The organism is Streptomyces sp. MGP-P1 (assembly GCF_057766565.1).
Window position 1 is genome coordinate 1,743,205 of sequence record NZ_JBYMEM010000007.1, and the last position, 24,330, is coordinate 1,767,534.

Annotated in this window: 23 protein-coding genes; 14 read left to right on the plus strand and 9 right to left on the minus strand. The window is 70.4% G+C overall.

The annotated features are described in order from the left end of the window. The first annotated feature begins 11 nt into the window (after window positions 1–11). Window positions 12–1,070, plus strand: coding sequence for a zinc-dependent alcohol dehydrogenase family protein (locus tag AC3CH1_RS29310; protein WP_488465647.1), 1,059 nt, complete (start codon window positions 12–14; stop codon window positions 1,068–1,070). Window positions 1,071–1,166: 96 nt separating this feature from the next. Here the strand turns inward: AC3CH1_RS29310 and AC3CH1_RS29315 are convergent, their stop codons facing one another. Then, window positions 1,167–2,705: a S8 family peptidase gene (locus AC3CH1_RS29315; RefSeq protein WP_488465648.1), complete on the minus strand. Its 1,539-nt coding sequence runs from the start codon at window positions 2,703–2,705 to the stop codon at window positions 1,167–1,169. A 334-nt stretch (window positions 2,706–3,039) separates the two neighbouring features. Here AC3CH1_RS29315 and AC3CH1_RS29320 point away from each other — a divergent pair, with 334 nt between their 5' ends. The 3 genes from AC3CH1_RS29320 (at window position 3,040) to moaA (ending at window position 6,255) form a co-directional block, all read left to right on the plus strand. After that, complete coding sequence (locus AC3CH1_RS29320; protein ID WP_361867702.1) at window positions 3,040–3,405, plus strand: DUF485 domain-containing protein; 366 nt, start codon at window positions 3,040–3,042, stop codon at window positions 3,403–3,405. Next, window positions 3,402–5,045, plus strand: a complete 1,644-nt coding sequence (locus AC3CH1_RS29325; protein WP_488465649.1) for a solute symporter family protein — start codon at window positions 3,402–3,404, stop codon at window positions 5,043–5,045. Before AC3CH1_RS29320 ends, AC3CH1_RS29325 begins: the two co-directional genes overlap by 4 nt. A gap of 220 nt (window positions 5,046–5,265) precedes the next feature. Beyond that, on the plus strand, window positions 5,266–6,255 hold the full coding sequence (gene moaA, locus AC3CH1_RS29330; protein WP_488465650.1) for a GTP 3',8-cyclase MoaA: 990 nt from the start codon (window positions 5,266–5,268) through the stop codon (window positions 6,253–6,255). 131 nt (window positions 6,256–6,386) lie between these two features. Here moaA and AC3CH1_RS29335 read toward each other — a convergent pair whose 3' ends face one another. Together AC3CH1_RS29335 and AC3CH1_RS29340 are read right to left on the minus strand one after the other, a co-directional pair. Further along, entirely contained in the window at window positions 6,387–6,644 is a 258-nt protein-coding gene (locus AC3CH1_RS29335) for a hypothetical protein (RefSeq protein ID WP_488465651.1), read from the minus strand. A 242-nt stretch (window positions 6,645–6,886) separates the two neighbouring features. Further along, the gene (locus AC3CH1_RS29340) at window positions 6,887–7,264 is read right to left on the minus strand and encodes a DUF3099 domain-containing protein (RefSeq protein ID WP_488466764.1); all 378 of its coding nucleotides are present in this window, start codon (window positions 7,262–7,264) and stop codon (window positions 6,887–6,889) included. Window positions 7,265–7,485: 221 nt separating this feature from the next. On the opposite strand from AC3CH1_RS29340, the gene AC3CH1_RS29345 reads away from it, so the two are divergent. Beyond that, on the plus strand, window positions 7,486–7,764 hold the full coding sequence (locus AC3CH1_RS29345; protein WP_402012661.1) for a GlsB/YeaQ/YmgE family stress response membrane protein: 279 nt from the start codon (window positions 7,486–7,488) through the stop codon (window positions 7,762–7,764). A gap of 180 nt (window positions 7,765–7,944) precedes the next feature. Further along, window positions 7,945–8,310 carry a cupin domain-containing protein gene (locus AC3CH1_RS29350; protein WP_488465652.1) on the plus strand — a complete coding sequence of 122 codons (366 nt, stop codon included), beginning with the start codon at window positions 7,945–7,947 and terminating at the stop codon, window positions 8,308–8,310. 129 nt (window positions 8,311–8,439) lie between these two features. Here the strand turns inward: AC3CH1_RS29350 and tyrS are convergent, their stop codons facing one another. The 3 genes from tyrS to AC3CH1_RS29365 all read right to left on the minus strand — a co-directional run bounded on the left by tyrS (window position 8,440) and on the right by AC3CH1_RS29365 (window position 12,774). Beyond that, on the minus strand, window positions 8,440–9,711 hold the full coding sequence (tyrS, locus tag AC3CH1_RS29355) for a tyrosine--tRNA ligase (protein ID WP_488465653.1): 1,272 nt from the start codon (window positions 9,709–9,711) through the stop codon (window positions 8,440–8,442). 62 nt (window positions 9,712–9,773) lie between these two features. After that, on the minus strand, window positions 9,774–11,168 hold the full coding sequence (locus tag AC3CH1_RS29360) for a metallopeptidase TldD-related protein (protein WP_488465654.1): 1,395 nt from the start codon (window positions 11,166–11,168) through the stop codon (window positions 9,774–9,776). Between the two features lie 82 nt (window positions 11,169–11,250). Beyond that, complete coding sequence (locus AC3CH1_RS29365) at window positions 11,251–12,774, minus strand: TldD/PmbA family protein (RefSeq protein ID WP_488465655.1); 1,524 nt, start codon at window positions 12,772–12,774, stop codon at window positions 11,251–11,253. 216 nt (window positions 12,775–12,990) lie between these two features. Between AC3CH1_RS29365 and fabG the strand changes: the two genes are divergently transcribed. The 3 genes from fabG (at window position 12,991) to AC3CH1_RS29380 (ending at window position 15,041) form a co-directional block, all read left to right on the plus strand. Then, complete coding sequence (gene fabG / locus AC3CH1_RS29370) at window positions 12,991–13,710, plus strand: 3-oxoacyl-[acyl-carrier-protein] reductase (protein WP_488465656.1); 720 nt, start codon at window positions 12,991–12,993, stop codon at window positions 13,708–13,710. Window positions 13,711–13,715: 5 nt separating this feature from the next. Further along, on the plus strand, window positions 13,716–14,483 hold the full coding sequence (gene fabI / locus AC3CH1_RS29375) for an enoyl-ACP reductase FabI (protein WP_488465657.1): 768 nt from the start codon (window positions 13,716–13,718) through the stop codon (window positions 14,481–14,483). 186 nt (window positions 14,484–14,669) lie between these two features. Beyond that, window positions 14,670–15,041: a hypothetical protein gene (locus AC3CH1_RS29380; protein WP_488465658.1), complete on the plus strand. Its 372-nt coding sequence runs from the start codon at window positions 14,670–14,672 to the stop codon at window positions 15,039–15,041. A 70-nt stretch (window positions 15,042–15,111) separates the two neighbouring features. Here the strand turns inward: AC3CH1_RS29380 and AC3CH1_RS29385 are convergent, their stop codons facing one another. After that, window positions 15,112–15,786, minus strand: a complete 675-nt coding sequence (locus tag AC3CH1_RS29385; RefSeq protein WP_488465659.1) for a FadR/GntR family transcriptional regulator — start codon at window positions 15,784–15,786, stop codon at window positions 15,112–15,114. A gap of 138 nt (window positions 15,787–15,924) precedes the next feature. Between AC3CH1_RS29385 and AC3CH1_RS29390 the strand changes: the two genes are divergently transcribed. The 4 genes from AC3CH1_RS29390 to AC3CH1_RS29405 all read left to right on the plus strand — a co-directional run bounded on the left by AC3CH1_RS29390 (window position 15,925) and on the right by AC3CH1_RS29405 (window position 18,402). Beyond that, the gene (locus tag AC3CH1_RS29390; protein WP_488465660.1) at window positions 15,925–17,232 is read left to right on the plus strand and encodes a CynX/NimT family MFS transporter; all 1,308 of its coding nucleotides are present in this window, start codon (window positions 15,925–15,927) and stop codon (window positions 17,230–17,232) included. A gap of 17 nt (window positions 17,233–17,249) precedes the next feature. Beyond that, on the plus strand, window positions 17,250–17,366 hold the full coding sequence (locus AC3CH1_RS29395; RefSeq protein ID WP_007446146.1) for an SGM_5486 family transporter-associated protein: 117 nt from the start codon (window positions 17,250–17,252) through the stop codon (window positions 17,364–17,366). A 215-nt stretch (window positions 17,367–17,581) separates the two neighbouring features. Further along, window positions 17,582–17,791, plus strand: coding sequence for a hypothetical protein (locus AC3CH1_RS29400; RefSeq protein WP_488465661.1), 210 nt, complete (start codon window positions 17,582–17,584; stop codon window positions 17,789–17,791). Between the two features lie 92 nt (window positions 17,792–17,883). Further along, the gene (locus AC3CH1_RS29405) at window positions 17,884–18,402 is read left to right on the plus strand and encodes a SixA phosphatase family protein (RefSeq protein WP_488465662.1); all 519 of its coding nucleotides are present in this window, start codon (window positions 17,884–17,886) and stop codon (window positions 18,400–18,402) included. Window positions 18,403–18,678: 276 nt separating this feature from the next. Here the strand turns inward: AC3CH1_RS29405 and serB are convergent, their stop codons facing one another. Then, on the minus strand, window positions 18,679–19,965 hold the full coding sequence (gene serB / locus AC3CH1_RS29410) for a phosphoserine phosphatase SerB (protein ID WP_488465663.1): 1,287 nt from the start codon (window positions 19,963–19,965) through the stop codon (window positions 18,679–18,681). 410 nt (window positions 19,966–20,375) lie between these two features. Here serB and AC3CH1_RS29415 point away from each other — a divergent pair, with 410 nt between their 5' ends. Then, window positions 20,376–23,009 (plus strand): ABC transporter ATP-binding protein/permease, encoded by a 2,634-nt coding sequence (locus AC3CH1_RS29415; protein WP_488465664.1) that lies wholly within the window; start codon window positions 20,376–20,378, stop codon window positions 23,007–23,009. A 76-nt stretch (window positions 23,010–23,085) separates the two neighbouring features. Here the strand turns inward: AC3CH1_RS29415 and AC3CH1_RS29420 are convergent, their stop codons facing one another. Next, a complete protein-coding gene (locus AC3CH1_RS29420; RefSeq protein WP_488465665.1) occupies window positions 23,086–23,877 on the minus strand; it encodes a transglycosylase SLT domain-containing protein in 792 nt (263 codons plus the stop codon). Window positions 23,878–24,330: the final 453 nt, after the last annotated feature.

Here is a 24,330-nt window from a genome sequence, read left to right on the forward strand (position 1 = left end):
ACCCCGAACGTATGCGCGCCACCGTCATCCACGCCCCCCACGACATCCGGGTGGAGGAGGTGCCGGACCCGGGGATCCAACAGCCCACCGACGTGGTGCTCAGGGTCCTGCGGTCCTGCGTCTGCGGCAGCGACCTGTGGGCCTACCGGGGCGAGTCGGCCCGGCGGCCCGGTCAGCGCATCGGCCACGAGTTCCTCGGCGTGGTCGAGGAGGCGGGGTCCGGCGTCAACGGGTTCGCCGTGGGCGATCTGGCCGTCGCCCCGTTCGTCTGGTCCGACGGCACCTGCACCTACTGTGCCGAGGGCCTCACCACCTCCTGCCCGGAGGGCGGCTTCTGGGGCTCGGTCGGCCCCGACGGCGCGCAGTCGGACGGCGGCCAGGGCGAGGCCGTCCGCGTCCCCCACGCCGACGGCACCCTGGTCAAGCTCCCGGCCGCCGCCGCATCCGACGACCGCCTGCTCACCGCCCTGCTGGCGCTCTCCGACGTCCTGGGCACCGGCCACCACGCCGCCGTCGGCGCGGGCGTCGGGCCCGGCAGCACCGTCGCGGTCGTCGGTGACGGCGCGGTCGGCCTGTGCGGGGTGCTCGCCGCCAAGCGGCTCGGCGCGGAGCGCGTCATCGCGCTCGGCCGCCACACCGCGCGCACCGACATCGCCCGTCGCTTCGGCGCGACCGACGTGGTCGCCGAACGCGGCGAGGCAGCCCTCGCCGCCGTCCGCGAACTGACCCGGGGCGAGGGCGCGCACAGCGTCATCGAGGCCGTCGGCACCGAGCAGTCGATGCGCACCGCCCTCGGCATCGTCCGCGACGGCGGCTCCATCGGCTACGTGGGCGTTCCGCACGGCAGCGCCACCGGCGTGGACCTCGGCGCGATGTTCGGCCGGAACATCGCCCTGCGCGGCGGCGTCGCCCCCGTACGCCGGTACATACCGGAACTGCTCCCCGACGTGCTGGACGGCACGATCGACCCGTCGCCCGTCTTCGACCGGTCCATCGGCCTGGACGAAGTACCCGTCGGCTACAAGGAGATGGACGAGCGGACCGCGCTGAAGGTGCTCATCACGCCGTAGGCCGTGTCCGCGAAGTCTCGTCCGGCCCGCCACAGGGCGAGGGCCCGGGGAGAACGTCCTCCCCGGGCCCTCGCTTCTCGCTCGTAGTGCCAGTGCCTACCAGCGCACCGCGTCCAGCGCGTCGACATTACCGGCCCCGTAGAAGCCGTTGTAGTTCTTGCCGCCCTCGCACACCGCGTCGATGACACCGTCACCGTTGATGTCGTACGGCTCACCGCACGCCTTCGCGTCCGCCTGGAGCGTCAGCAGCGCCTTCACCGCGGCCGGCGAGGCGTAGGGGTGCTTGGACTTGATCAGCGCCACGACGCCCGCGACGTGCGGGGACGCCATCGACGTACCGGCCTTGTAGCCGAACTTGCCGCCCGGCAGCGTCGACAGGATCAGCCCGTTGACGGCCGGCGCCTCGGGGGTCTGGTAGATCGTCGAGTCACCGCCCGGGGCGGCCACGTCGATGATGCCCTTGCCGTAGTTCGAGTACGAGGACTTCAGGCCCTTCGCACCCGTCGCGGAGACCGTCACGACACCCGGCAGCATGGTCGGGATGTCCGGGCACGCACTCGGGTCGATGGTCCGCGTGACCGGCTCGGTGTCGTTCGGGCTGGTCTTGTCCTCGATCGCGTCGAGCGCCAGGTCGTGGCGGGAGTTGCCCGCCGCCGCGACGTTGACCGTGCCCTTGCGCTCCGCGTACTTCACGGCACGGGTGAGGGCGTCGACCAGGGCGCCCTGGTCGAGGTCGTTCTTGCAGTTGAACAGCCACGGGTCGGTGTAGTAGCTGTTGTTGGTCACCTCGACGCCGTGCTCGGCGGCCCAGAGGAACCCGCAGACGACGGCCTCGGTGTAGAAGAACCCGTCCGGGTTCGACACCTTGATGCCCGACACCTTCACGCCCGGGGCGACGCCGGTGACCCCGGCGCCGTTCTTCGCCGCGGCGATGGTGCCCGCCACATGCGTGCCGTGGTCGCTCTCGCCCGCCGCCGGACGCCAGGAGCCGGCGGTGGTGTCCGGCGCGCCCGACACGCAGTTGGCCGAGGCGCCACTGTCGAAGTTCGGGGCCAGGTCCGGATGGGTGTCGTCGACGCCCGTGTCGATGACGGCGACCGTCACCCGCTTCGAGCCCAGCGACTTCTCGTGCGCCTTGTCCGCCTTGATCGCGGGCAGCGACCACTGGAGGGGCTCCAGCGGATCCTCGCCGGCCTGCGCGTCCGCGGCGGCGGCCGCCGCCTGCTCGGCGGTGAGCGGCTGCGCTATCGCGCCGACGTCCTTGGTGGCCTGCGGCACGATCGGGTTCGTGCGGGTGGCGCCCGCCGACTCCACGCCACGTACCCGGCGAATCGTTTCGCCGAAGGCCGGGTTCTGCGAGTGGACGACGATGACGCCGATCTGCTCATAGGCGATGACGACGGTGCCGCCCGCCTTGGCGATCGCCTTCTTGACGTTCTTGACGGTGCCGTGGCCGCCCCGGGTGTTGACCACGTAGGACAGCTTCGGCCCGTCGGTCCGCACACTCGCGGTGGCCTGCTCCCCGGTGGGTGCCGCCGTGGCCGTCGCCGTCGGCAGGAAGCCGAGCGAGGCGGTCAGCGCGAGCCCGACGGGCACCGCGAGCGCGCGGGTCCGTCTCGATGCCAGATGAGCCATGGGGTCTCCACATCATCCGTGCCGAACGATCCGGACACCTGGCGTGTCCGGTCGCGTACATGACGAGTGAAGCTATCGCTGATCATCCCGATGCATCAACGCTTACGGGCAAGTGAGTTCGAAGAGTGACCTGTGCGGCTGAATGCGAACGGGTAACTTCCGGGCAACCGGGCGCACCACGACACCTCCGGGAAGGCGAAAGACACGGTGAACCGCTTCGTCGCGCCCTCCGTGCCGTTGTCCAGGAGGCACATCACCGTTCCCGTCGGTAACGAGGCTTCCCTTGACACCCACCGCCCCCCAGATCACCGCACCCGCGTCGCGAGGAGATTCCGTGGCTACCGATGCACCGCCGCCCGAGGGCGGTTCGCCCACCGGCCCCGCCCAGCCCACCACCGAGGCGTTCGTCACGATGCAGGCGAGCCCGGACTTCGCCGACCTGCGCCGCTCCCACCGCTCCTTCGCCTTCCCCCTGACCATCGCCTTCGTGACCTGGTATCTGCTCTACGTCCTGCTCTGCAACTACGCGGGCGGATTCATGGCCACCGAGGTCGTCGGCAACATCAACATGGCACTCGTCCTCGGACTCGCCCAGTTCGCCACCACCTTCCTCATCGCCTGGCTCTACTCGCGGCACGCCGCCACCCAGCTCGACCCCAAGGCCGACGCGATCAAGTCCCGTATGGAGGCCGACCTGTGAGCGCCGCCCACGCCCTGTACCCCACCGTCCAGCTCGCCGCCACCGAGGGAGCGAGCGAGCACCGGCCGCTGATCATCACGCTGTTCGCCGCCTTCGTCGTGGCGACCCTCTTCATCACCGTGTGGGCAGGCCGCCAGACCAAGAGCGCATCCGACTTCTACGCGGGCGGTCGGCAGTTCACCGGATTCCAGAACGGACTCGCGGTCTCCGGCGACTACATGTCCGCCGCGTCCTTCCTCGGCATCGCCGGAGCCATCGCCCTCTTCGGGTACGACGGCTTCCTGTACTCCATCGGCTTCCTCGTCGCCTGGCTCGTCGCCCTGCTCCTGGTCGCCGAACCGCTGCGCAACTCCGGCCGCTACACCATGGGCGACGTCCTCGCCTACCGGATGCGCCAGCGCCCCGTCCGTACCGCCGCCGGCACATCCACGATCGTCGTCTCGATCTTCTACCTGCTGGCGCAGATGGCCGGCGCGGGCGTCCTGGTCTCGCTGCTGCTCGGCATCACCAGCGACGCCGGGAAGATCCTCATCGTCGCCCTGGTCGGCGTGCTCATGATCCTCTACGTCACCATCGGCGGCATGAAGGGCACCACCTGGGTGCAGATGGTCAAGGCCGTCCTGCTCATCGCGGGCACCCTGCTCATCACCTTCCTGATCCTGCTGAAGTTCAACTTCAACATCTCCGACCTGCTCGGCACCGCCGCCAGCAACAGCGGCAAGGGCGCGGCCTTCCTGGAGCCCGGTCTGAAGTACGGCGTCGACAACGTCTCGAAGCTGGACTTCATCTCGCTCGGCATCGCCCTGGTCCTCGGCACCGCGGGGCTGCCGCACATCCTGATCCGCTTCTACACCGTGCCCACCGCCAAGGCCGCCCGTAAGTCCGTGAACTGGGCGATCGGCATCATCGGCGCCTTCTACCTGATGACGATCGTGCTCGGCTTCGGCGCGGCGGCGATCCTCAAGCCGGACGACATCATCGCCTCCAACAAGGCGGGCAACACCGCGGCGCCGCTCGCCGCGCTGGAGATCGGCGGCGGCTCCGGATCCACCGGCGGCGCCATCCTCCTCGCCGTGATCTCCGCCGTCGCCTTCGCGACCATCCTCGCCGTCGTCGCCGGACTCACCCTCGCCTCGTCCTCGTCCTTCGCGCACGACATCTACGCCAACGTCATCCGCAGGGGGAAGGCCACCGAGAAGGAAGAGGTCCGCGCCGCACGTTGGGCCACCGTCGCGATCGGCATCGTCTCCATCGGCCTCGGCGCACTCGCCCGCGACCTGAACGTCGCCGGCCTCGTCGCCCTGGCCTTCGCGGTCGCCGCCTCCGCCAACCTGCCCACGATCCTCTACAGCCTCTTCTGGAAGCGCTTCACCACACAGGGGGCCCTCTGGTCCATCTACGGAGGCCTCGCCTCCTCCGTCCTGCTGGTGCTGTTCTCGCCGGTCGTCTCCTCCAAGCCGAGCTCGATGTTCCCGAGCGTCGACTTCGCCTGGTTCCCGCTGGAGAACCCCGGCCTGATCTCGATCCCGCTCGGCTTCCTGCTCGGCTGGGTCGGCTCGCTGCTCTCCAAGGAGAAGCCCGACACGGACAAGTACGCCGAACTGGAGGTCAAGTCCCTCACCGGCATCGGAGCCCACTGAGCACACCGCGAGGACCCTCCCTCGGCCCATCGCCGAGGGGCCCTCGGCTCACCGCCGCCACCCGCGGCCGGGCCGCGTCGTAGAGTCCTACGACGCGGCCCCGCCGCACCTCGTGGCAAACGAGCCCCCCCGATGTCACACGTCTCACGTAGGCTCGGAAGGAACAAGAGGCCACCAGAGCGACCGCACCACCGCGGACACCCCGGGGGAGGGACCGACTGTGCTCATCGACACCTACGACCGGGTCGCCACCGACCTGCGCGTGTCACTCACGGACAAGTGCAATCTGCGCTGCACCTACTGCATGCCCGAAGAGGGCCTCCAGTGGCTCGGCAAGAGCGAGCTGCTCTCCGACGACGAGATCGTGCGCCTGATCCGTATCGCCGTCACCTCGCTCGGCATCACCGAGGTCCGCTTCACCGGCGGCGAGCCCCTGCTCCGTCCCGGTCTCGTCTCCATCGTCGAGCAGTGCGCCGCGTTCACCCCGCGCCCCCGCATGTCGCTCACGACCAACGGCATCGGACTCAAGCGGACCGCCGCCGCCCTCAAGGCCGCGGGGCTCGACCGGGTCAACGTCTCGCTGGACACCCTGCGCCCCGACGTCTTCAAGACCCTCACCCGCCGCGACCGCCACAGGGACGTGCTGGACGGCCTGGAGGCCGCCCGCGAGGCCGGGCTCACCCCGGTGAAGGTCAACTCCGTCCTGATGCCGGGACTCAACGACGACGAGGCCCCCGAGCTGCTCGCCTGGGCCGTCGCCCACGATTACGAGCTCCGCTTCATCGAGCAGATGCCGCTCGACGCCCAGCACGGCTGGAAGCGTGACGGCATGATCACCGCCGGGGACATCCTCGCCTCGCTGCGCACCCGCTTCACCCTCACCGCGGAGAGCGACGACTCCCGCGGCTCCGCCCCCGCCGAGCGCTGGACCGTCGACGGCGGGCCGCACCGCGTCGGCGTGATCGCCTCCGTCACCCGCCCGTTCTGCCGCGCCTGCGACCGCACCCGGCTCACCGCCGACGGCCAGGTCCGCACCTGCCTCTTCGCCCGTGAGGAGACGGACCTGCGCGGGGCGCTGCGCGGGGACGCGCCGGACGAGGAGGTTGCCCAGCTCTGGAAGACGGCCATGTGGGGCAAGAAGGCGGGTTCGGGGCTGGACGACCCGTCCTTCCTCCAGCCCGACCGCCCGATGTCGGCGATCGGCGGCTGAGGCCGAGGCGCCCGAACCTCTAGGGGCCGAGAGGCCGAAGATCAGGACCTCGGCCCGGAGGGACCGAAGGGCCAAGGGCCAAGGACCAGGAGCTCGGAGGGTCGTTGCAGACCCTCCGGCGATCCACGGGGTCAGGCCTCGGTCGCCTTCCCGTCCCCGGCCGCCCAGTCCTTCAGCGCCACGACGTCCTTGAGGAAACCCCGTACACCGAGGAACGAGGACAGGTGCTCCCGGTGCTCGTCGCAGGCCAGCCAGGTCTTGCGCCGCTCGGGCGTGTGCAGTTTGGGGTTGTTCCAGGCGAGCACCCACACGGCGGCGGCCCGGCAGCCCTTGGCGGAACAGAGCGGGGCGCCGGCGGGACTCTCGGCGGACGTCTCGGGAAAGATCACGTGGCCCAGCCTAAGTCAGGAGCTCCCCGGGCCAAGTCAGGTGATCCGCGAGCTTTCTGACGCATCCCCTGCCGGAGAAAAGGCGACGCCGAGCAGCCACGGGGGGAGCTGCCCGGCGTCGGTCCGTCGCTCCGACGGGGGATGCGGAGCGCTTTCGAAGTATGTCACGGGGACCGGGGTGCGGTGCACCGGAACGTCATGATTGATCTGAGCTTTTCTTGAGCTTCGCGGGGCGCCCGGGTTCAGGTGCGCTCGTGCGGCGGCCGGGCCCCGCCGGACGCCCCCTCGGGGTCCCCGGGCTCGGCCCGGCCCGGCGCCGGAGCGGCCTCCACCGCCGGCCGCAGCGGCATCTGCACGAACGTCGTCGGCAGCGAAGTCACGTTCTCCCGGCCCGCGTTGGCGATGACCACCGCAACGTACGGCAGCAGCACCCCCAGAACCAGCGCCACGATCGCCACATGCCGCTCCACGTTCCACAGCACCGCGGCCAGTACCACCGACACCGTGCGCACCGACATCGAGATCACATAGCGCCGCTGTCGGCCGCGGACGTCGTCCGTCAGCCCCTGACGGGCGCCCGTGATCCGGATGACCTCCGTACCCGTGCTCTTCCGCAGCATGCTCCACCACCAGATCTCGTCGCCGGACGCTCCCGGACCGGACCGCATCCACGGTACGCCCGGCACCGGCCGGGCAGGAGACCGGGGCACGCCGTACGAGGAGGGTCGGGCGGTTCGCGGTGGGCGGCCGGGTCACCCGGACGGCCCAACCGGGCATGCGCCGCCCGGACAGCGGGTCGACTCTGGACAGACGCGCACTCCGCGCCGCACGAGGAGGCGAAATGAGCTGGTTGTGGGCAATCATCGTGGGACTGGTGCTGGGTGTCATCGCCAGAGCGATCCTGCCGGGCAAGCAGGACATCCCCCTCTGGCTGACGGCCGTGTTCGGCATCCTCGGCAGCATCCTCGGCAACGCCGTGGCCGGCTGGATCGGTGTCGAGGACACCAAGGGCATCGACTGGATCCGTCACCTGCTGCAACTGGCGGGCGCCGTGGCGGTCGTCGCCCTCGGCGACATGGCCTGGCAGTCCTTCCGTGGCAGCCGTAAACAGCGAACCTGACTTTACGGGGCCACACGACGCCGCGGCCGGACACGCTTTCCTCGCGTGTCCGGCCGCGGCGCTGTGCTGCGGGCGGCCGGTGAAGCGGGTGGAGCGGGGCTCGCGGTGTGCGGTTCCCGGGACCAGACTGGAGGAGAGGAGTTCTTGCCATGCCCCTCGACAGGCGAGCAAGGAGGAATCATGACAGCGACGACGCGGAAGGACACTCCTGTCGTCATCGAAGACGCCGGAGTGGAACTGCGTGTTCAGGATTTCGGCGGAGACATGTCCGTCGCCTTCGTGAAATTTCCCGAGGGCACCGACATGGGTCCGGCTCTCAAGGGCCTGGCCGACGATCTCTGCCCGTGCCCGCACTGGGGCTATCTCTTCAAGGGCCGTCTGAAGATGCGGACGCCCCGTGGCGACGAGGTCTACGAAGCGGGTGAGGCGTTCTACTGGCCGCCCGGGCACGCCCCGATGGCGCTCGAGGACTGCGAGTACATCGACTTCTCACCTGCCAAGGACTTCAAGGAGGTCCTTGAGCACATCAAGGCGCAGGCAAGCTGACGGACGTCACGTGAGAACCGGCCGGCGCCCCGTGCCGGACACCGACCCGCACGACGGCCGGACCGGACCTGCCGCGACCGGGCACACGAGGACATGCGCCCGGCCGCGGCGCTGTGACGCGGGGAGGGGTCAGCCGACCGGGCCGACCTCCACGGCCGCCAGGTTCTTCTTGCCCCGGCGCAGCACCAGCCAGCGCCCGTGCAGGAGCTCCCCGGCGTCCGGCGCGACTTCGCCGTCGAGGACCTTCACGTTGTTCACGTACGCGCCGCCCTCCTTGACCGTACGGCGCGCGCCCGACTTGCTGGGCGCCAGACCGACCTCCACCAGCAGGTCCACCAGCGGACCCAGCTCGGCGACGGTGGCGCCCGGCACCTCGGACAGGGCCGCGCTCAGCGTCGCCTCGTCCAGCTCGGCCAGGTCGCCCTGCCCGAACAGCGCCTTCGACGCCGCGATGACCGCGGCGCACTGCGCACCGCCGTGCACCAGCGTGGTCAGCTCCTCGGCCAGCGCGCGCTGCGCGGAGCGGGCCTGAGGCCGCTCCTCGGTCAGCTTCTCCAGCTCCTCCAGCTCCTCACGGCTCTTGAAGCTGAGGATGCGCAGGTAGCGCGAGACGTCCCGGTCGTCCACGTTCAGCCAGAACTGGTAGAACGCGTACGGCGTCGTCATCTCCGGATCGAGCCAGACGGCGCCGCTCTCGGACTTGCCGAACTTCGTCCCGTCCGCCTTCGTCATCAACGGCGTCGCCAGCGCGTGCACGGTGGCGCCCGGCTCCAGCCGGTGGATCAGGTCGATGCCGGCGGTGAGGTTGCCCCACTGGTCGCTGCCGCCCTGCTGAAGGGTGCAGCCGTGTCGGCGGTACAGCTCCAGGAAGTCCATGCCCTGGAGCAGTTGGTAGCTGAACTCCGTGTAGCTGATGCCCTCCTGCGACTCCAGCCGCCGGGCGACCGAGTCCTTGGTGAGCATCTTGTTGACCCGGAAGTGCTTGCCGATGTCCCGCAGGAACTCGATCGCGGACATGCCCGCGGTCCAGTCCAGGTTGTTGACCATCGTCGCCGCGTTCTCGCCCTCGAAGGACAGGAACGGCTCGATCTGCGAGCGCAGCCGGGCCACCCAGGCGGCGATCGTCTCCGGGTCGTTCAGCGTGCGCTCGGCAGTGGGCCGCGGGTCGCCGATCTGGCCCGTCGCGCCCCCCACCAGGGCGAGCGGCCTCAGCCCGGCCTGCTGGAGCCGCCGCATGGTGAGCACCTGCACCAGGTGCCCCACGTGCAGGCTGGCCGCGGTCGGGTCGAAGCCGCAATAGAAGGTGACGGGACCGTCCGCGAGAGCCTTGCGCAGTGCGTCCTCGTCAGTGGACTGGGCGAACAGCCCGCGCCACTTCAGCTCGTCGACGATGTCCGTCACGGTTCCGGTGCTCCTTATGACTGGCGGAGATGCTGGTGGATGTACGGGTCAGTCTAGGCGGGTCACACCCCCGGGCTGACCGAGCTCATGTTGAAGTCCGGGATGCGCAGCGCGGGCATCGCGGCCCGGGTGAACCAGTCGCCCCACTCGCGCGGCAGCGTCTGCTCCGTACGCCCCGCCTCCGAGGCCCGCGACAGCAGGTCCACCGGCGACTCGTTGAAGCGGAAGTTGTTCACCCCGCCGACCACCTCGCCGTCCTCGACCAGATAGACGCCGTCCCGGGTCAGCCCCGTCAGCAGCAGCGTCGCCGGATCCACCTCGCGGATGTACCACAGGCAGGTCAGCAGCAGCGCCCGCCCCGACGTCGCGGCGACCATCTCCTCCAGCGACCGCTCGCCGCCGCCCTCCAGCACCAGGTTGTCGATGGCCGGGGCGACCGGCAGCCCGGTCAGGCCCGCCGTGTGCCGGGTCGTCGTCAGCCGCTCCAGCCTCCCCTCCCTGACCCAGTCCGTCGGGGCCAGCGGCAGTCCGTTGTCGAAGACGGAACCGCTGTCGCCGGAGGAGTGCGCGATCACGAACGGCGCCGACTCCAGCCCCGGCGCGTGCGGGTCGCTGCGCAGGGTGAGGGGAAGCGGGGCGAGCGTCTCGCCCAGCCGCGTATCGCCGCCCGGCGTGGAGAACACCGTCCGGCCCTCCACGGCGTCCCGCGCGGTCGACGACCAGAGCTGGTAGATCAGCAGGTCCGCGACCGCGGCCGGCGGCAGCAGCGTCTCGTACCGGCCGGCGGGCAGCTCGACGCGCCGCTCCGCCCAGCGCAGCCGCTGCGCCAGCTCCGCGTCCATCGCCGCCGGGTCGACGTCCTTGAAGTCCCGGGTCGCCCGGCCCGCCCACGCGGAACGCGTACGGTCCGGCGACTTCGCGTTCAGCTCCAGCGTCCCGTTCGGCTGGTCGTGGCGCAGCCGCAGCCCCGTCGACGTCCCCAGGTAGGTGGAGGTCAGCTCGTGGTTCGCGAAGCCGTACAGCTCGCGGCCCCCGGTCCGGGCGCGCGCGAAGGCGTCGCCGAGCGCCGGGGCGAAGTCGGCGAAGACCTCCGAGCCGGTCTCGGCGGGCGCGTCCGTGAAGTCGGGGGAGGAGGGGGCCCCGCTCACCAGCGGCTGCGCGTCCTCCGCCGGATCGGCGCCCCGCGCGGCGGCCTCGGCGGCCCGCACCAGCGGCTCCAGATCGCCCCGGGTCACCGCGGACCGGGAGACGACCCCGGACGCCGTCCCCTTCGCCCCGTCCACGGTGGCGATGACGGTCAGGGTCCGCCCCCGGGTCACCCCGTTCGTGGTGAGCGCGTTGCCCGCCCAGCGCAGATTGGCGGAGGACTGCTCGTCGGCGATGACCACCAGGCCGTCCGTGGTGGACAGCTCCAGAGCGCGCTCGACGATCTCGTACGGCTTGCTGACGCGGCTCATCGTCCGGCCTCCTGCGTCGTATTGAGACGGTGCTGACCCGGGGGACGACCCCCGGACCCCCAGCCGGTTCCGTGGTCGCCGCTCATCGTCCGGCCTCCTGCGTCGTATTGAGGATGTTGACGCCCCGGAAGAGGGCGGAGGGACAGCCGTGCGAGACCGCCGCGACCTGGCCCGGCTGGGCCTTGCCGCAGTTGAACGCGCCGCCCAGCACATACGTCTGGGGACCGCCGACCTTCTCCATCGAGCCCCAGAAGTCCGTCGTCGTCGCCTGGTACGCCACGTCGCGCAGCTGCCCGGCCAGCCGGCCGTTCTCGATACGGAAGAACCGCTGCCCGGTGAACTGGAAGTTGTAGCGCTGCATGTCGATCGACCAGGACCGGTCGCCGACCACATAGATCCCGCGCTCCACCCCGCCGATCAGATCCTCCGTCGACAGCCCGCCCGGGTCCGGCTTCAGGGACACGTTCGCCATGCGCTGTACGGGGACGTGGCCCGGCGAGTCCGCGTACGCGCAGCCGTTGGAACGGCCGAGGCCCGTCAGCTTCGCGATGCGGCGGTCCAGCTGGTAGCCGACCAGCGTGCCGCCCTTCACCAGGTCCCACGACTGCGCCTCGACGCCCTCGTCGTCGTACCCGATCGTCGCGAGCCCGTGCTCGGCCGTGCGGTCACCGGTCACGTTCATCACGGGGGAGCCGTACGCCAGCTTGCCCAGCTGGTCGAAGGTGGCGAACGAGGTACCGGCGTACGCCGCCTCGTACCCCAGCGCCCGGTCCAGCTCGGTGGCGTGGCCGATCGACTCGTGGATCGTCAGCCACAGGTTCGACGGATCGACGACCAGGTCGTACGCCCCCGCCTCGACGCTCGGCGCGCGCATCTTCTCCGCCAGCAGCCCGGGGATCCGCTCCAGCTCGTCGTTCCAGTCCCAGCCGGTCCCGGTCAGGTACTCCCAGCCCCGGCCCGCAGGCGGCGCGATGGTCCGCATCGAGTCGAACTCGCCGCTCGTGCCGTCCACCGCGACGGCGGTGAACTGCGGGTGGATCCGCACCCGTTGCTGCGTCGTGACGGTGCCCGCCGTGTCCGCGTAGAACTTGTTCTCGTGTACCGCCATCAGGGACGCGTCCACATGCGCGACCCCCTCCGCGCCCAGCAGCCGCCCGCTCCACTCGGCGAGCAGCGCCGCCTTCTCCTCGTCCGGTACGGAGAAGGGGTCGACGTCGTACGCCGAGACCCAGGTCCGCTCACCGTGCACCGGCTCGTCCGCCAGCTCGACCCTCTCGTCCGACCCGGCCGCCGCGATCACCTTCGCCGACAGCTTCGCCATCGCGACGGCCTGCGAGGCCACCTTCGCGGCGGCGTCCATCGTCAGGTCGACGCCCGAGGCGAACCCCCACGCACCGCCGTGCACCACCCGCACCGCGTACCCGAGGTCCGTGCTGTCCGACGCGCCGGCCGGCCGGGCGTCCCGCAGCCGCCAGGAGGCGCTGCGCACCCGCTCCAGCCGGAAGTCGGCGTGGGTCGCGCCCAGCGCCCGCGCTCTGGCGAGCGCCGCGTCGGCCAGCGCGCGCGACGGCAGGGCCAGAAATGACTGATCTACCTCGTGGGGCACAGGGAGTTCCCTTCTCGATACACCACGGCAGTGAACCATGCCGGAGGGTGACCGCACCGGGGGATATCGAGGACGCGTGGGCCGACCACCTACCCGCGCGGACTGTAGGAACCCAACAGCACCCCGGACAAGCCACTGTCAGGGCCCGATTCCTCGATCGGCGTGCGGTACCGATAGGTTTTCGACGTACCAGACCGCCAAGGAAAGGGTGATCCGTTGAGCCGCTCGGTTCTCGTCACCGGAGGAAACCGGGGCATCGGCCTCGCCATCGCCCGCGCCTTCGCCGACAACGGCGACCAGGTCGCGATCACCTACCGCTCCGGAGAGCCGCCGCAGGCGCTCACCGATGCCGGTGTCCTCGCGGTCCGCTGCGACATCACCGACGCCGAGCAGGTGGAGCAGGCCTACAAGGAGATCGAGGAGAAGCACGGTCCCGTGGAGGTGCTGGTCGCCAACGCGGGCATCACCAAGGACCAGTTGCTGATGCGGATGTCGGAGGAGGACTTCACCTCCGTCCTCGACACCAACCTCACGGGGACCTTCCGGGTCGTCAAGCGCGCCAATCGCGGCATGCTGCGCGCCAAGAAGGGCCGTGTCGTCCTGATCTCCTCGGTCGTCGGCCTTCTCGGCTCGGCCGGTCAGGCCAACTACGCCGCCTCCAAGGCAGGGCTCGTCGGCTTCGCCCGGTCGCTGGCCCGTGAACTCGGATCGCGGAGCATCACCTTCAACGTCGTCGCCCCCGGTTTTGTCGACACCGACATGACCCAGGTGCTCACCGAGGAGCAGCGCAAGGGCATCGTGTCCCAGGTGCCGCTCGGCCGCTACGCGCGGCCCGAGGAGATCGCCGCCACCGTGCGCTTCCTCGCCTCCGACGACGCGTCGTACATCACTGGAGCCGTCATTCCCGTTGACGGCGGATTGGGCATGGGTCACTGATCACCATGAGCGGAATTCTCGACGGCAAGCGCATCCTGGTCACCGGGGTGCTGATGGAGTCGTCCATCGCGTTCCACGCCGCGAAGGTGGCCCAGGAGCAGGGGGCCGAGGTCATCCTGACGGCCTTCCCCCGCCCCACCCTGACCGAGCGCATCGCCAGGAAGCTGCCGAAGCCGGCCAAGGTCATCGAGCTGGACGTGACCAACCAGGAGCACCTGGACCGGCTCGCCGGTCTGGTGCGCGAGGAGCTCGGCTCCCTGGACGGCGTCGTCCACTCCATCGGCTTCGCGCCGCAGGACGCGCTCGGCGGCAACTTCCTCAACACGCCGTTCGAGTCCGTCGCCACCGCGATGCACGTCTCGGCGTTCTCCCTGAAGTCGCTCGCCATGGCCTGCAAGCCGCTGATGAGCGAGGGCGGCTCGATCGTCGGCCTCACCTTCGACGCCCAGTACGCCTGGCCGCAGTACGACTGGATGGGCCCGGCCAAGGCCGCGCTGGAGTCCACCTCCCGCTACCTCGCCCGTGACCTGGGCAAGGACGGGCTGCGCTGCAACCTGGTCTCCGCCGGACCGCTGCGCTCCATGGCGGCCAAGTCCATCCCGGGCTTCGAGGAGCTGGCCGACGTCTGGAACACCCGGGCCCCGCTGGCCTGGGACATGAACGACCCGGAGCCGGCCGGCCGCGGCATCGTCGCGCTGCTCTCCGACTTCTTCCCGCGCACCACGGGCGAGATCATCCACGTCGACAGCGGCGTGCACATGATGGGCGCCTGACCGCGCACCACCCCGCCGAACGGCCCCCGGCCGCGTACCCCCTCCCGGTTCTCCGGAGGCGGTACGCGGCCGGGGGCCGTTCACGGTCCGTGGCCTCCCGGGGGCCCTCCGGTCGAAAAGTCGGCCGATCCACCGCAGAATGTGGAGGAACCGGACTTCTTGTCAGGCTGCGGGAGGGAGATCGCCATGCGTCCCACGCGCCGCCGAACCCGTCTCCTGCTGGCCGCCCCGGTGGTCGCCGTCGCCCTCGCCGTCCCCCTGGGAGTACACGCCGCCAGGGGAGCCGACTCCGGTACGGAAGCGGAGCCCCCGAAGCCCGAACCGGCCGGCTCCGAATGCCGTACCTCCGTCGAGGGCTCCCGGGTCGTCGCCTACTGCCACAACCCCTACCCCTCCACCGACCTGGTCCGGCTGCACACCGAATGCGACCGCTGGTGGGACGTCGACGCGGACGGGGCGGCGGTCGCGGTGGAGCCGGGCCGGACCGTACGCCTGGAGGACCGCTGCTGGAAAGAGATCGCCACGGCGTGGGTCAGCCACCGTCCCGCCCCCGTCTGATCCGAGCGGGGCCCTTGCCGTACGCGGCGCCTTCGCCGTACGCCGTGCCTTTGCCGTACGCGGGCAGGGCCTAGACCCGGTCCGGCAGGCAGGTCAGCGCATGGCTCGCCGCCTCGGCCGCCGCCGTCTCCGCGTCGCCGGCCCGGATCGCCTCGACCAGCCGGCCGTGGTCCATATGGTTCTCCGGCCGCAGCTCGGGACCCACGTCGCCGCGCAGGTAGTCGCGCAGGAGATCCCCGAGGTCGGCGTAGAGCTCGGTCAGGACGTCGTTGTGCGAGGCCGCGACCACCGCCAGGTGCAGCGTCGCGTCCGCCGCCACGAACGCCTCCGCGTCCCCCGAGGCCCAGGCCTCCTCGCGGCGCGCCATCAGCGCGTCGAGCTGCCGCAGGTCCCGCTCGGTGCGCCGGGCCGCCGCCAGCCGGGCCGCCGACGACTCCAGCGTCGAGCGCAGCTCCGCGATATGACGCGGATCGGCGGCCGCGAACCTGCGGTGCATCACTCCGGCCAGCTCACTCGTCGCGATCACATAGGTGCCCGAGCCCTGCCGGATGTCCAGCAGTCCGTTGTGCGCGAGGGCCCGCACGGCCTCGCGGACGGTGTTACGGGCCACGCCCAGCTGCTCGACCAGCTCGGGCTCGGTCGGAATCCGCGAACCGACCGGCCACTCGCCCGAGGTGATCTGATTCCTCAGCTGGGCGATCACCTGGTCGGCGAGTGCCGAACGCCGTGGAGACGTCAGCGCCATGATGCTCCTTGCTCGGGGCCCGGCCCGGAGGCGCCGAGCCGAAGAGGGGGTCGGGGCCGGATTCTCCCAGGAAACCCGGGGGATCAGGGGAGAGGATCGATTGGACAATCAATCATCCCATGATTCTATGATGGCCTTATGCCGGACGACGAGACGCAGACCCCGACCCTGAACCGCGGCCCCGCCGCGCGCACCTCCCACGAACTCCGCGCCCAGAAGCTCCCCGTCGCGGGCGAGGCCCCCGCACCCTGGCTGCTGCGCCTCATCGCCGTGGGGCTCGTCCTGGCCGCCCTGAACCTCCGCCCCGCCATCACCAGCCTCGGCGCCCTCCTCGAAGAGGTCCGCGAGGGGCTGCACATGAGCGGGAGCGTGGCCGGCGTCCTCACCTCCGTACCGCCGCTCTGTTTCGCGGTCTTCGGAATCATGGCGCCGCGCCTGGCCCGCCGCTTCGGCGCGGGCACGGTGGTCTGCGCGGGCATGGTCGCCATCGCGGCCGGCCTGCTGATCCGCCCGTACATCGGCTCCACCGCCGGGTTCCTGGCCGCCAGCGCGCTGGCCCTGATGGGCATCGCCGTCAGCAACATCCTGATGCCGGTGATCGTCAAGCACTGGTTCCCCGACCGCGTCGGCACCATGACGGGCCTCTACTCCATGGCCCTGGCGCTCGGCACCGCCCTGGCGGCCGCCGTGACCGTCCCCGTCACCGGGGCGCTGGGCGGCGACTGGCAGACGGGACTCGTCGTCTGGGCCGTGCTCGCCGCCGTCGCGGTGCTGCCCTGGATCGTCCTCGTACGCGACCGGACCCCGGCCCCCGGACAGCCGGCCCTGGCTCCGGGTGCGGCCGCCGCGCCCACCGAGACGCCGGCCCTGCGGATCACCCGCAGCCGTACCGCGTGGGGCCTGGCCTGCTTCTTCGGGCTCCAGGCCACCGCCGCGTACATCACCATGGGGTGGATGCCGCAGATCTTCCGCGACGCCGGGGTCTCCGCCGGCACGGCCGGACTCCTGCTCGCGGTCACCATGGCCATGGGCGTCCCGCTCGCCTTCGTCATCCCCCGGGTCGCCTCCCGGCTCAAGCAGCAGGGCCCCATCGTCGTCGTCCTCGGCCTGTGCGGCCTGATCGGCTACGGCGGCCTCTACCTCGCCCCGGCCGCCGGCGCCTGGGCCTGGGCCGTGCTCCTCGGCGTGGCCAACTGCGCGTTCCCGCTCGCCCTCACCATGATCGGCATGCGGGCCCGGTCCGGCGCGGGCGTCGTCCGGCTCTCCGCCTTCGCCCAGTCCACCGGCTACCTGCTCTCGATCCCCGGTCCGCTGCTCGTCGGCGTGCTCTACCAGCACAGCGGCGGCTGGGGGCTGCCGATCGCACTGATGGCGGGCCTGATGATTCCCCAGATGGTGGCCGGGATCCTCGCCGGCCGGGACCGGACGATCGAGGACGAATGCTGAGATGCGACACTGACCTCATGCCAGTGCTCGATCCGAATCCCCAGAACGGCCAGAAGAAGCTTCTCCTCGTGTTCGGGGCGATGCTCCTCATCACCGTAGTCATCGGCGTGATCGCCACGATCGCCTCGCCCTGACGCCAGAGGTCCTGACGTCCGAGGGCCTGGCGCCGGAGGACCTGATGCCTGCGGACGTGTCGCCCGAGAACCCTGAAACCCCGAGGGGTGGGGCTAGCACCACCTTCCCTTAGGGGGCCAGGGTCAGGGTGAAGTGGGTGGGTCACCGGATGGGGCCGGGCGCCTTTGGTCCGTAGGTTCTTCGGTGACGACCCGATGACTTGACGGAGGCGGACATGCCGACACCGACGCACACCAGGTCCCACCGACCGGCCGCGGACGGCGTCGAGATCCGGCTGCCCTGGTGGGCCGTCGCCCTGCCCGCCGTCGCGTTCGCCGCTCTGCTGCTGATGATCCTCAGCCCCGGACAGGCCCAGGCCGCCTCCACCGGCGATCCCGCGCTCGGACAGCTGATCGAGCGGACCCTCCAGCTGCTGTCCCGTTGAGGCGAATCAGCCTCCGACCAGCACGCCGACTCTCCGGACGAGCACGTCAACACCCTGCGCCGGAGGCCGCGTTTCATGCGAAGCTGAGGTGTATGAGCGTCGAGACACCTCGCAGGATCGTCCTTCTCCGGCATGCCAAGGCGGAATGGTCACAGGCTTCCGATCATGAGCGTCCGCTGGCCGAGCGCGGCCGCAAGGACGCGCCCGTGGCCGGCCGCAAGCTCGCCGATTCCGGCATCGATTTCGATCTGGCCCTCTGCTCCACCGCCGCCAGGACGCGGGAGACCTGGAAGCTGGCGGTCCATGAATTCTCCCAGCGGCCCAGGACCGTCTACGAGGAGAGGCTGTACGAGGCCTCCCTCGGTGAACTGATCGCCCTGTTCACCGAGACCCCGGACGAGGTCCGCACCCTCCTGGTCATCGGTCACAACCCCGGGATGCACGCGGCCGCCGACGCCCTCTCGGGATCGGCCGAGGGCGATGCCCTGGCCCGGATGACCCGGGACGGCTTCCCCACCGCCGCCTACGCCGTGGTCGAGTTCCCCGGCTCCTGGAAGAGCGTGGAGCACGGGGCCGGCAAGCTCACCGAGTACTGGACGCCGAACGACTGAGCGCCGTACCGGACGCCGGACGACCCGCCGCCCGGTACCGCTCGCCCCAGGAACGCGCAGGGCCCCGGCACCTCTCCCGTGTCGGGGCCCGCCGCGTATGACCGGCCCGACCGCGTACGACCGACCCGACCGCGTACGACCGACCCGACCGCGTACGGCCGGCCCATCCGCGTACGACCGAGGCGACAGCAGGGGACCGAGGCGACGGCGTACGGCCGAGGCGACCGCGCTCGATCCGAAACCGGCGGCCGGGGTGGCGGCGGCCCGGGGTCGCCGTCAGTCGACGAGACCGTCCGCCGCCTCGACCTCTTCACGGGTGATGCCCAGCAGGTAGAGCACGGTGTCCAGGAACGGCACGTTCACCGCGGTGTGCGCCGCCTCGCGGACCATCGGCTTGGCGTTGAACGCGACGCCGAGCCCGGCGGTGTTCAGCATGTCGAGATCGTTCGCCCCGTCCCCGATCGCCACCGTCTGGGCCAGCGGCACCCCCGCCTGCTCGGCGAATCTGCGCAGCAGCCGGGCCTTGCCCGCCCGGTCCACCACCTCGCCGACGACCCGTCCGGTGAACTTGCCGTCCACCACCTCCAGGGTGTTGGCCGAGGCGAAATCGAGACCGAGCCGTTCCTTCAGGTCGTCCGTGACCTGGGTGAAGCCGCCGGAGACGACGCCGACCTGGTAGCCGAGCCGCTTCAGCGTACGGATCAGGGTGCGGGCGCCGGGGGTGAGCCGTACCTCGCTGCGGACCTTGTCCACCACCGACGCGTCCAGACCGGCCAGCAGCGCGACCCGGGCGTGCAGGGACTGCTCGAAGTCCAGCTCGCCGCGCATCGCCTGCTCGGTCACCCGGGCGACCTGCTCCTCGCAGCCCGCGTGCGCCGCGAAGAGCTCGATCACCTCGTCCTGGATCAGCGTGGAGTCGACGTCCATGACCACCAGCCGCTGAGCCCGGCGGCTCAGCCCGGCCGAGACCACCGCGACATCCACGCCGATCTCCGCGGCCTCGGTCGCCAGCGCGGTCCGCAGCTCGGCGGTCCCGGTCCCCGAGACCGCGAACTCGACGGCGGTGACCGGATACTTCGCCAGCCGGAAGATACGGTCGATGTTCCCACCGGTCGAGGTGATGGTGGCCGCTATGGCGGCGGTCGACTCCGCGGTCAGCGGGTGTCCCAGCACCGTCACATGGGAACGGCCGTCACCGCGGGGGCGGTTGTCGCCGATACCGGAGATGATCTCGGCCTGCAGCGTCAGGGAGTCGGCCCAGCTGTGCACGGTCGCCCGCAGATCGCCCTCGGTGGTCCCGCCCGCGGTGGGCGAGGTGACCAGAGCGCACAGCACGATGCGGCCCCGGGTGACGACCTGTTCGATGTCCACGACGTCGACGGCGTACGCGGCGAGGGTGTCGAAGAGCCCGGCGGTGATGCCGGGACGGTCCTTGCCGAAGATCTTGACGAGAAGCGTGGGTGCGTCGCCGCCCGGAGGGACCCCGCCTCCGGGGCCGTCGACCCGGCGGGGCCCAGTGGGCTCGGAGGACGAGAGGGGCTGAGGTGGCTGAGATGCGCTCATGGTGCTCCCACCGTATCGGTCCCACCGGCTCCTCCGGCCGCCCGTCCCGAGTGCCGGACGGAATTCGGCCCGGCGCTGTCCGCCGCGCCGAGCGGCGGTCCCCGCGGCCTCGGCCCGGGGACGTGGGACGTTGCGGATCTGGCCGGTACGGGTCTTGCGCTCGGACACACCAGCCGTCTCGTTTTCGACGTTATGCGGTCGATGAGCCTTCTTTGCGAAGTAACCGGCTCTTCATCCGCACTTCATCCGTTCCATGGCTGTTTCGCTCCCCGGTATCGGGGTGTTCGCGCAGGTCTCCGCGCGCTCTTCACCCGCCCGACTTTCGGATACGGGACTGGTCCTGGAATAGTTCCCCACGATGTTCAGCATCCCTAGACTCCCTGCGATGGGGGTAACACGGGGGACAACTAGTGGGGCGCGGAGTGCCGGAACTCGTACTGGAATTGAATGGCAACACCTGGACGCTCGACCCGTCCAGGTCGTACACCCTGGGACGTGATCCTCAGGGCGACCTGACGATCGACGATGCCAGGGTGTCGTGGCGGCATGCCACGATCAGCTGGACCGGCCGTAGTTGGTTCATCGAGGACCACGGCAGCACCAACGGCACCTATGTGCGGGGTCAGCGGATCCAGCAGGTGGAAATCGGCCCCGGCTCGGTGCTGCATCTGGGCAACGCCACCGACGGGCCCCGGGTGAGCCTCAGCTCCGCCGCGGGCGCCGGTGTCACCGGCGGGCACGCGGCCGGTGCTCGGCAGACACCCGTGCAGCAGCCCCACCACCAGCCCCAGGGGGGCGGCGCGGGCTGGCAAGGACAGCAGGCGCCCGCGCACCAGGCCCCTGCCCAGCACCAAGCTCCTGCCCAGCATCAGGCCCCTGCCCCGCAGCAGGCCTGGCAGCAGCAGCCGCAGGCACCGCAGCAGCAGGGCCCGCCGCAGCAGCCTTCGCACCAGAAGGTCCCGCACCAGCAGAGCCCGGGGCATCCGGCCGGACCGGGACAGGGCGGCGCCGCGGGGGCGCCGCCGGTCTACGGCGACCGCAGCCCGACCACGTTCCACCAGCTGGCCCTCGGACGGGTCATGCGCATCGGTCGTGCGCTGGAGAACGAGCTGGTCGTCTCCGACCTCCAGGTCTCCCGCCACCACGCCGAGTTCCACGCGACGCCCGACGGCCGCTTCGAGATCCGCGACCTCGGTTCGCACAACGGCACGTACGTCAACGGTCTGCCGCTCCACAAGTCCGGCTCCGCGCTCATCGGCGCGAACGACATCGTCGGCGTCGGCCACTCCACGTTCCGGCTGGTCGGGGACCGGCTGGAAGAGTTCGTCGACACCGGTGAGGTCTCCTTCTCCGCCCGCCACCTGACGGTGACGGTCGACGGTGGGAAGCAGATCCTCAAGGACGTCTCCTTCGGTGTCCCCGAGAAGTCGCTGATCGCGGTCATCGGCCCGTCCGGTTCCGGAAAGTCCACCCTGCTCAAGGCGCTCACCGGCTACCGGCCCGCCAACCAGGGTGACGTCCTCTACGACAACCGAAACCTGTACAAGCAGTTCGCCGAGTTGCGCCAGCGCATCGGTCTGGTCCCGCAGGACGACATCCTGCACAAGGAACTGACCGTCACCAAGGCCCTCAAGTACGCGGCCAAGCTCCGCTTCCCCGCGGACACCACCGAGGCCGAGCGCCAGTCCCGGATCACCGAGGTCCTCGCCGAGCTCAAGCTCGACATCCACAAGGACAAGAAGATCACCTCGCTCTCCGGCGGCCAGCGCAAGCGCGTCTCGGTCGCCCTGGAGCTGCTCACCAAGCCCTCGCTGATCTTCCTGGACGAGCCGACCTCCGGCCTCGACCCGGGCATGGACCGCGATGTCATGCAGCTGCTGCGCGGCCTCGCCGACGACGGCCGCACGGTGCTCGTGGTCACGCACTCGGTCGCCGAGCTGGCGATCTGCGACAAGCTCCTCGTCATGGCCCCCGGCGGTTCCGTCGCCTACTTCGGTCCGCCGGAGGAAGCGCTGAACTTCTTCGGCTACACCAGCTGGGCCGACGTCTTCTCCGCCTTCGAGAACTACCGCGACTACGACTGGGCGGGCCGCTGGCGCGGTTCGCAGCACTACCAGATGTACGCCGCCGACATCGACGCGGTCGCGGCTCAGCCGGTCAACATGCCGCCCCCGCAGCAGATGCGCCCGCCGAAGCCGCAGGGCTGGACGGCGCAGCTGTGGACGCTGATCCGGAGATACTCCTCCGTCATCGCGTCCGACAAGGGCTTCATGGGCCTGATGCTGATCCTGCCCGCCGTGCTGGGCGTGGTCAGCGTGGTCATCCCGGCGGAGTTCGGTCTCGCCGAGCCCGACCCGCCGTCCCGGTTCAACGGCAAGGCCGGAACGATCATGCTGATCCTCGCGGTCGGTATGTGCTTCTCCGGCGCCGCCAACTCCGTACGAGAGCTGATCAAGGAACGGGTCATCTACGAGCGGGAGCGGGCCACGGGCCTGTCCCGCTCCGCGTACCTGATGTCCAAGGTGATCGTCCTCGGCGTGATCACCGCATTCCAGGGCGTGATCATCTGCGGCATCGGCTTCGCCACCCGCGATCTGCCCGCGGAGGGCCTGATCATGCCGCCGGCCGTCGAGATCTGCCTCTCGATCATCGCGCTGGGCTTCACCTCGATGATGTTCGGCCTGGTCATCTCCTCGCTGGTGAAGACGTCCGAGAAGACCATGCCGCTGCTGGTCATGTTCGCGATCATCCAGGTCGTCTTCACCGGCGTGCTCTTCCAGGTGTACGGGTCGCCCGGCCTGGAACAGTTCGCCTGGCTGATGCCGTCCCGCTGGGCGATGGCCGCGGCAGGCACCACGCTGGACCTCGCGCACCTGATGCCGCCGTGGGACCCGAAGAACCCCACCGACCTCGACCCGCTGTGGGAGCACACCGCGAGCCAGTGGGGCATCAACATCGCCGTGCTGCTCGCGCTCGGCGTGATCTGCGGCATCGCGGTCGCGCGCCTGCTGCGGCGCCACGAGCCCGAGGTCATGCGCAAGTAGAGTCCCGCCGGGACGGAACGACGCCGGAGGCCGGCACCCCTCGGGGTGCCGGCCTCCGGCATGTGTACGGCTGGGCTCAGTACGCGCTGTCGACGTTGTCCATGGTGCCGTAGCGGTCGGCCGCGTAGTTGCAGGCGGCGACGATGTTGGCGACCGGGTCGTACAGGTCCTTCTTGGTGCCCGCCACGTGGTAGCGGTCGAAGGTCGGCTGGATCACCTGGAGCAGGCCCTTGGAAGGGATGCCGTTCCGGGCGTTGATGTCCCAGTTGTTGATGGCCCAGCGGTTACCGCTGGACTCCCGGATGATGTTGCGGTGGATCCCCTCGTAGGAGCCGGGGATGCCTTCCTTCTTCATGATCGCCATGGCCTCGCGGATCCAGCCGTCCAGGTTGTTCGCGTAGACGGGCTTGCGCGGGGTGGAGCGGTTCGCGGCCTCGGTGCCGCGCTTCTTCGCGTCCGCCTTGGCCTTGGCGGCCTTGTCCTTCGCTTCGGCGGCGGCCTTCGCCTTGGCGTCTGCGGCGGCCTTGTCCTTCGCCTCGGACGCTGCCTTCGCCTTCGCGGCGGCGGCCTTGGTCTCGGCGGCGGCCTTCGCCTTGGCGGCGTCGGCGGCCTTCACCAGCTGCTCGGCGGTGGAGTGCTGCTCGAGCATGCTGTTCTGCACGGTCTTGGCCTGGGCGGAGCCGGCGGCGTTGGTGAAGGCCACGGGCGCGGCGGCAGCCGCTGCCTGCGGGGCGATCTCGGCCTCGGCGTTCGACGGGACGAGCGAGAAGGTCAGGGCGGCGACGCCCAGGGCCGACACACCGGCCACGGAGATCTTCTGGACCTTGTTCAGACGACGGACACGGCTGGGTATGCGAGTCGCAGACATGTAGGGCTACCTCTTCGAATGCTCAGGGTGTCCTCACGGAGGACGAGACCGGAGGTGGTGGTGCCTACCTCCGTCGGGGACGAGAGCAATTCTTAGCGGCAGCAAAATCGTGTGGCAAAGGTGTGACGTACGAAGTCGCGTAGTGGAAGAGGGTCCTGTTCGCCCGAATTGACCCCCCTGTATGCCCGCCTAAATTGCCCTTATGCTCCCACTAGGTACGTTCGTAAGTGACGTAGGCCCTATGCCTGGGCTCACATCAGCGGGATGGCAGTCTCACCACTCGTTGCTGGAGCAATTCGGAGCGTCACGTTCCTCATCCGGTGGGATGAGGTGGATGTCCCCGAACCCGTGCCAGAGGGAGCGCTCTTGGAGCGCCGTCCCGTCCCGAGGTGCGACACCCCGCGCCCCGCCGCTTCAGCAGGGCGTACGCACCCCGGCAGTCCTACGACCTCC